The sequence below is a fragment of the Methylomagnum sp. genome, from assembly GCF_054333355.1.
Genome location: NZ_JBTEKS010000272.1, coordinates 1 through 5,887, shown reverse-complemented (window position 1 = coordinate 5,887; position 5,887 = coordinate 1). Strand labels below are relative to the sequence as shown.

General features: G+C 50.9%; 7 protein-coding genes and 1 pseudogene. 6 read left to right on the top strand and 2 right to left on the bottom strand.

What is annotated here, in order from left to right:
- Both ACXWUF_RS16845 and ACXWUF_RS16840 read right to left on the bottom strand, forming a co-directional pair.
- Nucleotides 1-248, bottom strand: a pseudogene (locus ACXWUF_RS16845) (hypothetical protein); the annotation flags it as partial.
- Nucleotides 245-499: a UPF0175 family protein gene (locus ACXWUF_RS16840; RefSeq protein ID WP_458503319.1), complete on the bottom strand. Its 255-nt coding sequence runs from the start codon at nucleotides 497-499 to the stop codon at nucleotides 245-247. The pseudogene ACXWUF_RS16845 and the gene ACXWUF_RS16840, both read right to left, overlap by 4 nt.
- Nucleotides 500-884: 385 nt before the next feature.
- On the opposite strand from ACXWUF_RS16840, the gene ACXWUF_RS16835 reads away from it, so the two are divergent.
- The 6 genes from ACXWUF_RS16835 to ACXWUF_RS16810 form a co-directional block, all read left to right on the top strand.
- On the top strand, nucleotides 885-1,565 hold the full coding sequence (locus ACXWUF_RS16835; RefSeq protein WP_458503318.1) for a vWA domain-containing protein: 681 nt from the start codon (nucleotides 885-887) through the stop codon (nucleotides 1,563-1,565).
- A gap of 9 nt (nucleotides 1,566-1,574) precedes the next feature.
- Nucleotides 1,575-2,438: a PP2C family serine/threonine-protein phosphatase gene (locus tag ACXWUF_RS16830; RefSeq protein WP_458503317.1), complete on the top strand. Its 864-nt coding sequence runs from the start codon at nucleotides 1,575-1,577 to the stop codon at nucleotides 2,436-2,438.
- Entirely contained in the window at nucleotides 2,429-3,514 is a 1,086-nt protein-coding gene (locus ACXWUF_RS16825) for a protein kinase domain-containing protein (RefSeq protein ID WP_458503316.1), read from the top strand. Before ACXWUF_RS16830 ends, ACXWUF_RS16825 begins: the two co-directional genes overlap by 10 nt.
- Complete coding sequence (locus ACXWUF_RS16820; protein ID WP_458503315.1) at nucleotides 3,511-4,869, top strand: hypothetical protein; 1,359 nt, start codon at nucleotides 3,511-3,513, stop codon at nucleotides 4,867-4,869. Before ACXWUF_RS16825 ends, ACXWUF_RS16820 begins: the two co-directional genes overlap by 4 nt.
- A gap of 9 nt (nucleotides 4,870-4,878) precedes the next feature.
- Nucleotides 4,879-5,661: an OmpA family protein gene (locus ACXWUF_RS16815; protein ID WP_458503314.1), complete on the top strand. Its 783-nt coding sequence runs from the start codon at nucleotides 4,879-4,881 to the stop codon at nucleotides 5,659-5,661.
- 24 nt (nucleotides 5,662-5,685) lie between these two features.
- On the top strand, nucleotides 5,686-5,887 hold a 202-nt coding region (locus ACXWUF_RS16810), incomplete at its 3' end, for a DUF927 domain-containing protein (protein ID WP_458503313.1).

Sequence of the window (5,887 nt, the reverse complement as noted above, 5' to 3'; positions counted from 1 at the left end):
ATGTCGAGGGTGTGCTTTTCGCCCTTATCCAGTTCCAGCAAGACGGTCGAGTGCAGCGGCGGCGTGGATTGAACGGCTTCAACCCACGGCAACCGGGTGAGGTCGGGCACTTGGATGGGACCGTCCGCCCTGCACTCGTCGATGACTTCGCCGACCAGATGAACGCGCTGGAACAGTTGCGGCAGCAGGTCGAGCCGACCCACGGCACTTAACGCGATGATGGGGGTGGTGTTGGAGAAAACGATCACAGCAGGGCGGTTTCGCGGGCGAAGTCGTCGGCGGAGTCATCCAGCAGGCAGGCTCCGGCGTCGAAGGCGGTGCGGAGGAATTCCACCCGGCCCATGCCCAGCCATGCGGCGGCGGTGCCGGAGGAGAGCTTGCCTTCCTTGAATAGGCTGATGGCGGCTTGGCGCTTGAGGTAGTCGGCGAAGCCTTCGGCGTTGAGGTGCAGGCCGAGCAGTAGTTCCGGGGGGCAGTCGATTTCTAGGGTGGTTTTCATGGGGTGGCTTGTTGGTGATTGGATGGGGTTTTATGGCAAGTCGGGTTTTGGCTCATCATTGTCCGTGAGATTGTCCTGATTAGTTAATTGCTGCCAATCATCTGCTATTGATCGTTCCCACGCTCCGGCGTCGCGTAACATGACGGATCGGGGCGGGCCAATCCTAAGCGATTCTTCCGGGATAAGTGTATTATTTTGTCAGCGTCTTGATGGAGTGGAGACGGCTCAGTGTTATCTATAGCATCCACCAGCCACTCCGGCTTATTCTTTTGCCAACAAATGGAATACGGCTATGGCCGCATTCTGACTGCGAGCGTTGTTCCCCGCGCTGGCGACGGAAACACAGCTTTCCGACATATCTCAACTCATCAATTAGGAAACAAATATGGCTCTAAAGGCTGAATCACCACGCAATTTTGAGACAAAAACAATATGTTGTTTTGTTCTGGACGTGTCCGCCTCTATGGGCGGAGAACCGATCAAGGAATTGAATCGCGGCCTCAAAAGCTTTCACGAAGAAATACAAAACAACGAGACCACTTCGCAGCGCTTGGAGGTTGCCATCGTGACCTTCGATGACCGGGTGAAGGTCGTTCAATCCCCCGAACTGGTCGATAACTTCAGCCCCTCTGAACTGATCGTTGGCGGCACCACCAAGCTGGTGGATGGAGTGCGGGAAGCCCTGCGCCTGGTGGAAGACCGCAAACAATGGTATCGACAAACCGGCCAGCAATACTTGCGCCCCTGGATTGTGCTCATCACGGATGGCGCACCGGACCAGGGACAAGACGCGCAAGGCTTGGCCCGCGAGATACAAGAAGGGATGAGTGGCAAAAAATTCATGTTCTTGGCGGTGGGCGTCAAAGGGGCCGATATGAACATGCTGCGCAGCATATCCTCCTCGCTGGAGGGACAACCGGTCGGTCCGTTCCTGCTTCAGGGACTAAAATTCCACGAGTTTTTTGAATGGATGAGCGCCAGCATGGCGGTGGTTTCCGGTTCGATAGAAGGCGATAGGGTGGCTTTGCCCAAGGCCGATAACTGGATAAACGGCTTTCAGGTTTAGTGCGACACCATGAACGCCCCTCCCCCGGCAAGCGAGTCCGTTCAGGCGACATGGTTACTACTGGCGCATTCGGCCATCGGTCGGCAGCACGTCAAAAACGGCTTGCCTTGCCAAGATGCCCACCGGCTCATCCCCGTCGATGCCGAACACGGGGTCGCAGTGGTGTGTGACGGTGCAGGAAGCGCCAAGGACTCCCAACTGGGTGCATGGCTGGCAGCCAACCGGGCTGCGCACTTGTTCAAGGATCATATGTTCGCTGCGGACTGGCGGCTTCCTTCCAGCCTGGATGAATGGCGGGCCGTCAGCTACGGGCTATTGCTAAAAACCACTGAGTTTTTACGCCGCGTCGCCGAGGTGGCCCACCGAGATTTCAAGGCGTTGGCCTGTACAGTGATCGTGGTGGTTTATAGCCCACACGGCATGTTGATTTGCCACATTGGCGATGGTCGCGCCGCCCTGCGTGATGGCCGAGGGATTTGGCGGGCGGCGATGACCCCCTTCAAGGGCGAGGAGGCCAATCAAACGATTTTCATCACCTCGAACCTGTGGCGGGAAAACCCGGCATTTCTGGGTTGCCATCTATTCGACGAACCCATTACCGGCTTTACGCTGATGTCCGACGGTTGCGAAAACCATGCTTTTCAAATCAACCGATACGACGAGGAGAACGGGGTTTACATCCAATTGAATGACCCTTATCCGCCGTTTTTCGAGCCGCTGCGGACGCAGTTATTCGAATTACAGCAACAGGGATATTCACAGGTCCAATTGGATGAGGAATGGCGCGAATTCATTGAGGTCGGTACGCGGGGATTCGAATTGGAATGTGACGACAAAACCATGATTTTTGGCATTCTCAAACCATGCCGATAGTATATTCCCCACGCTTCGGCAAACTAGAAATTAATCACCAACCCTTCGCCAAAGGTGGTGAAGGGGCGGTGCATAAATTAATACACCCGCCTGTGGGCTTGCATGATCATTGCGCGAAACTCTATTTCGACAAATACCGTAATGAAGACCGCCACAAAAAACTTGAGTTTATGGTGCGCTGCCCACCCGCTGACTTACGTCGTGAGCGACTCATGGTTTGCTGGCCTGTCGATATCATATTCGATGACGCCAATCGCAGACGGTTTCTCGGCTTCCTGATGCCGTCGGCATGGCCGGATAGCGCCTCGCTTTACGGAGCCTGTTTATCAAAGCCAAGCCTCAAATCCCCCTCATGGCTCGCCGCCAAATTCGACCGGGCTACCCCGGCGGGACGCATCGCCCGCTTGAAACTTATCGTCAATATCGCTGGCGCTTTGCACAGTATCCATGCATCGGGCAACTATGTGCTGGTTGATATGAAACCACAAAACGTATTGCTCACCCATGACGCCAAAATAGCCATCGTTGATTTGGATTCGATCCAAATCATGGACGATCAGGATGTTTTATTCCGGGCGCAAGTGGCGACGCCCGAGTATACCCCCCCAGAGGCCACCACCCTCAAACCAGACAGGGACCGCATCCCGGAATCCTGGGATAGGTTTTCCATAGCTGTTATTTTTTATCAATTGTTGCTGGGATTGCATCCTTATTCCGCGAGTTTCAAGGGGGATTATGCGGATGTCACCACCCCTACCGAAGCGATTCAGCAAGGCTTGTTCGTACATGGCAGCAAACGGCATGACATACATGCGCTCCCATCTCCCCATCTTGATTTCAACCACCTAGATTCAGTCCTTAAAGAGTTATTCATACGGGCGTTCGATATGGGTTTCCGCCGCCCTCGATTGCGCCCCTCCGCCAAGGATTGGGGGGAAACCATTTATAGTTTACTCATAACCGCAGGCTTGCCCACAGCGGATCAGACCTACTTAACACCGCAGGTCGAGCAGCTATTAAAAAAAGGGATTAACTCTATCCAATCGTTTATCCAGCACTTGGCGACCACCCGATGAGTTTTGAAACCGCTTTTATTATTATTTGGGTTTCGGCGGTATCCTTGTATGCAGTTATTTATTTGATCAAGCTGTATCGGTATCGGCAGAAGTTTTATGAAGATTTAGGTGCCAACCGAATCCCCGCGCTAGATAGACACCGCGAAACCATAGGCAAGTATCACGGTTTGACTCAGGATACCAGCTTTGCCCGAACAGCAGATTTCGTCAATCTACAAAGCGTATCCAAAGACGCCAGCCTAAACCTACGCTTCTATTTGGCGATGCCGAGTTTTCTCGTAGGCTTGGGGGTATTGGGAACATTCATTGGCTTTTCCATGACCCTGTGGTCGATTGAAAATATTTTGAGCAATGCGGACCCCGCCGCAGGCATGAAACAACTATTCGCTTCGGTGAAAGCGGCGTTCTTGACTTCCGTGGTCGGAATGTTTTGGTCTTTAGTGTTCTCAAAATATGAAAAATGGGTTTTCAATGATCTTGAGCAAAAAATCCAAAGTCTGTGCGCTCGTTGGGACAGGCAGTATTATAAATCTCATAATGAATACGTTAGGGACGTTATGTTCTCGCTCAGCGTCAACCTTGAAGCCAGCTTGAAGGATGGTATTGAAAGTAGTTTCAAGGCTATCACGGACAACATCGGAACCTTGCTGAAAGCACCGACCGAGGCGCTTGCGGATCAATCCGATAGCTTGAGAGAACAATTAAAGGATTGGAAAACATCAGTTAATGGGCAAATACAAGCCATTGAATCTACCACCTACAACGTGAAATCCTTTCTGGATCAGATCGATGATCGGATATCTCTGATCAACGAGCATATCCAATCCATCAATATGGAAGCACAGGCTCATTCCCAGACATGGACGTCTGCCCTTAAGGCTCAGGCTAGTGCTTTGAAACAACAAGAAAAATCCGCCAATAAAATCCGGGACTCTTTGGGCGATATACCCGTCATGTTTTCCAAGCTTGATGGTATGGTAGGTGCCTTGAATAATGTGATTGGATTGCTCACAAAAACCGAAGCCGCTTTAACTCAGGGCACCAAAGATTTGGGCTTATCCGTTACCGCCATCAACCAATGGGCGCCAACGACTTTACGGCAACTTAATGACAGCACACATAATCTTGTACAAGCCGTGAATGTATTGGAAGGGGCGATAGCAAAAGAAAATACGGAATTGCGGGCCGCAATAAACGATTTGAGACCGATTATAGATGATTTGATTAGCGATTTTGACGATTCCATTGAGGAACGCCTGCGACGCACCAACAAGCTTTTGGAGGCATACTTCAAAGAAATTGATAAACTTGCAACCAGCATTATTAACGCTTATATCAACACCCCAAAGTTATAATGTGCCGCCATGAATGTTGATGATAATAATGTGTATTCTTTATCCATTGCGGATGCGATGGCAGCGATGATGCTGGTTTTTACATTAGTGCTGGTGGTGCTAATGCTGCGCCAAGGGAGCATGAAGGATAAAGATGCTGAAATTTCCGAATTGCGCGGTGAGTTAACTCACTATCGACAGACGGCTGGCAATTATTTTGATATGAGGGAAAAAATATATATCGCGCTGGTTAAAGAGTTTTCTGAGGATTTAAAAAAATGGAATGCTAGGATTGATAAAGGCACTTTGGCATTTATTTTAGAAAATTCCGAGAATGGCTTTGAAACTGGCAAGTCCGATATTCCACTGGAATTTCAAATTATGTTGAATCAATTTGTCCCCCGCTATTTAGATGTAATCCGCAATTTCAAGGAAACTGTTTACGAAATTCGCATAGAGGGCCATACATCCAGCGAATGGAGTAACAAATTGCCAGAATGCCAGATGGATGCCAATAGCGAATCGTGTAAAAAGTCGATTTATCTTAAAAACATGAGCCTTTCCCAAGATAGGGCCATGTCGGTTCTCAACCATATTCTTTTAATGGATACCATACAAGAAGTTGGTTGGGTGCGCTCAAAAATGACCGCCATCGGATTATCTTCCAGCCATTTGTTGTGCGGGGAGAAAAAATCACCATGTTCCGGCCAGCCATCGGAGCAGGAAAATCGGGAAGCATCCCGAAGGGTGGAATTTAGTATTAGGACGGATGCGGAAAGCCAAATTAAGAATATGCAGAACACCCAAAACTGAGGTCGCTCCGGCGGGCTGCATTGGGTGGGCGATTCCAGCACCGGCAAGACCACAGCCTTGAACGTCGGCTGTTCCGTGTGGGGTAGCGACACCTTCCGCCGGACGTGGCGGGCCACGGCGAACGGCCTGGAAGGCGCGGCGGCGGCGCTCAATGACACCTGCCTGTGTCTGGACGAAATCAACGAAGCCGACCCCAAGGAAATCGGCAGCATCGTGTACGCCCTGG

Bases quoted from the DNA above. Each gene is read 5' to 3' on its own strand.
- ACXWUF_RS16840 (WP_458503319.1), bottom strand. From the start codon at position 499: ATGAAAACCACCCTAGAAATCGACTGCCCCCCGGAACTACTGCTCGGC.
- ACXWUF_RS16835 (WP_458503318.1), top strand. From the start codon at position 885: ATGGCTCTAAAGGCTGAATCACCACGCAATTTTGAGACAAAAACAATA.
- ACXWUF_RS16830 (WP_458503317.1), top strand. From the start codon at position 1,575: ATGAACGCCCCTCCCCCGGCAAGCGAGTCCGTTCAGGCGACATGGTTA.
- ACXWUF_RS16825 (WP_458503316.1), top strand. From the start codon at position 2,429: ATGCCGATAGTATATTCCCCACGCTTCGGCAAACTAGAAATTAATCAC.
- ACXWUF_RS16820 (WP_458503315.1), top strand. From the start codon at position 3,511: ATGAGTTTTGAAACCGCTTTTATTATTATTTGGGTTTCGGCGGTATCC.
- ACXWUF_RS16815 (WP_458503314.1), top strand. From the start codon at position 4,879: ATGAATGTTGATGATAATAATGTGTATTCTTTATCCATTGCGGATGCG.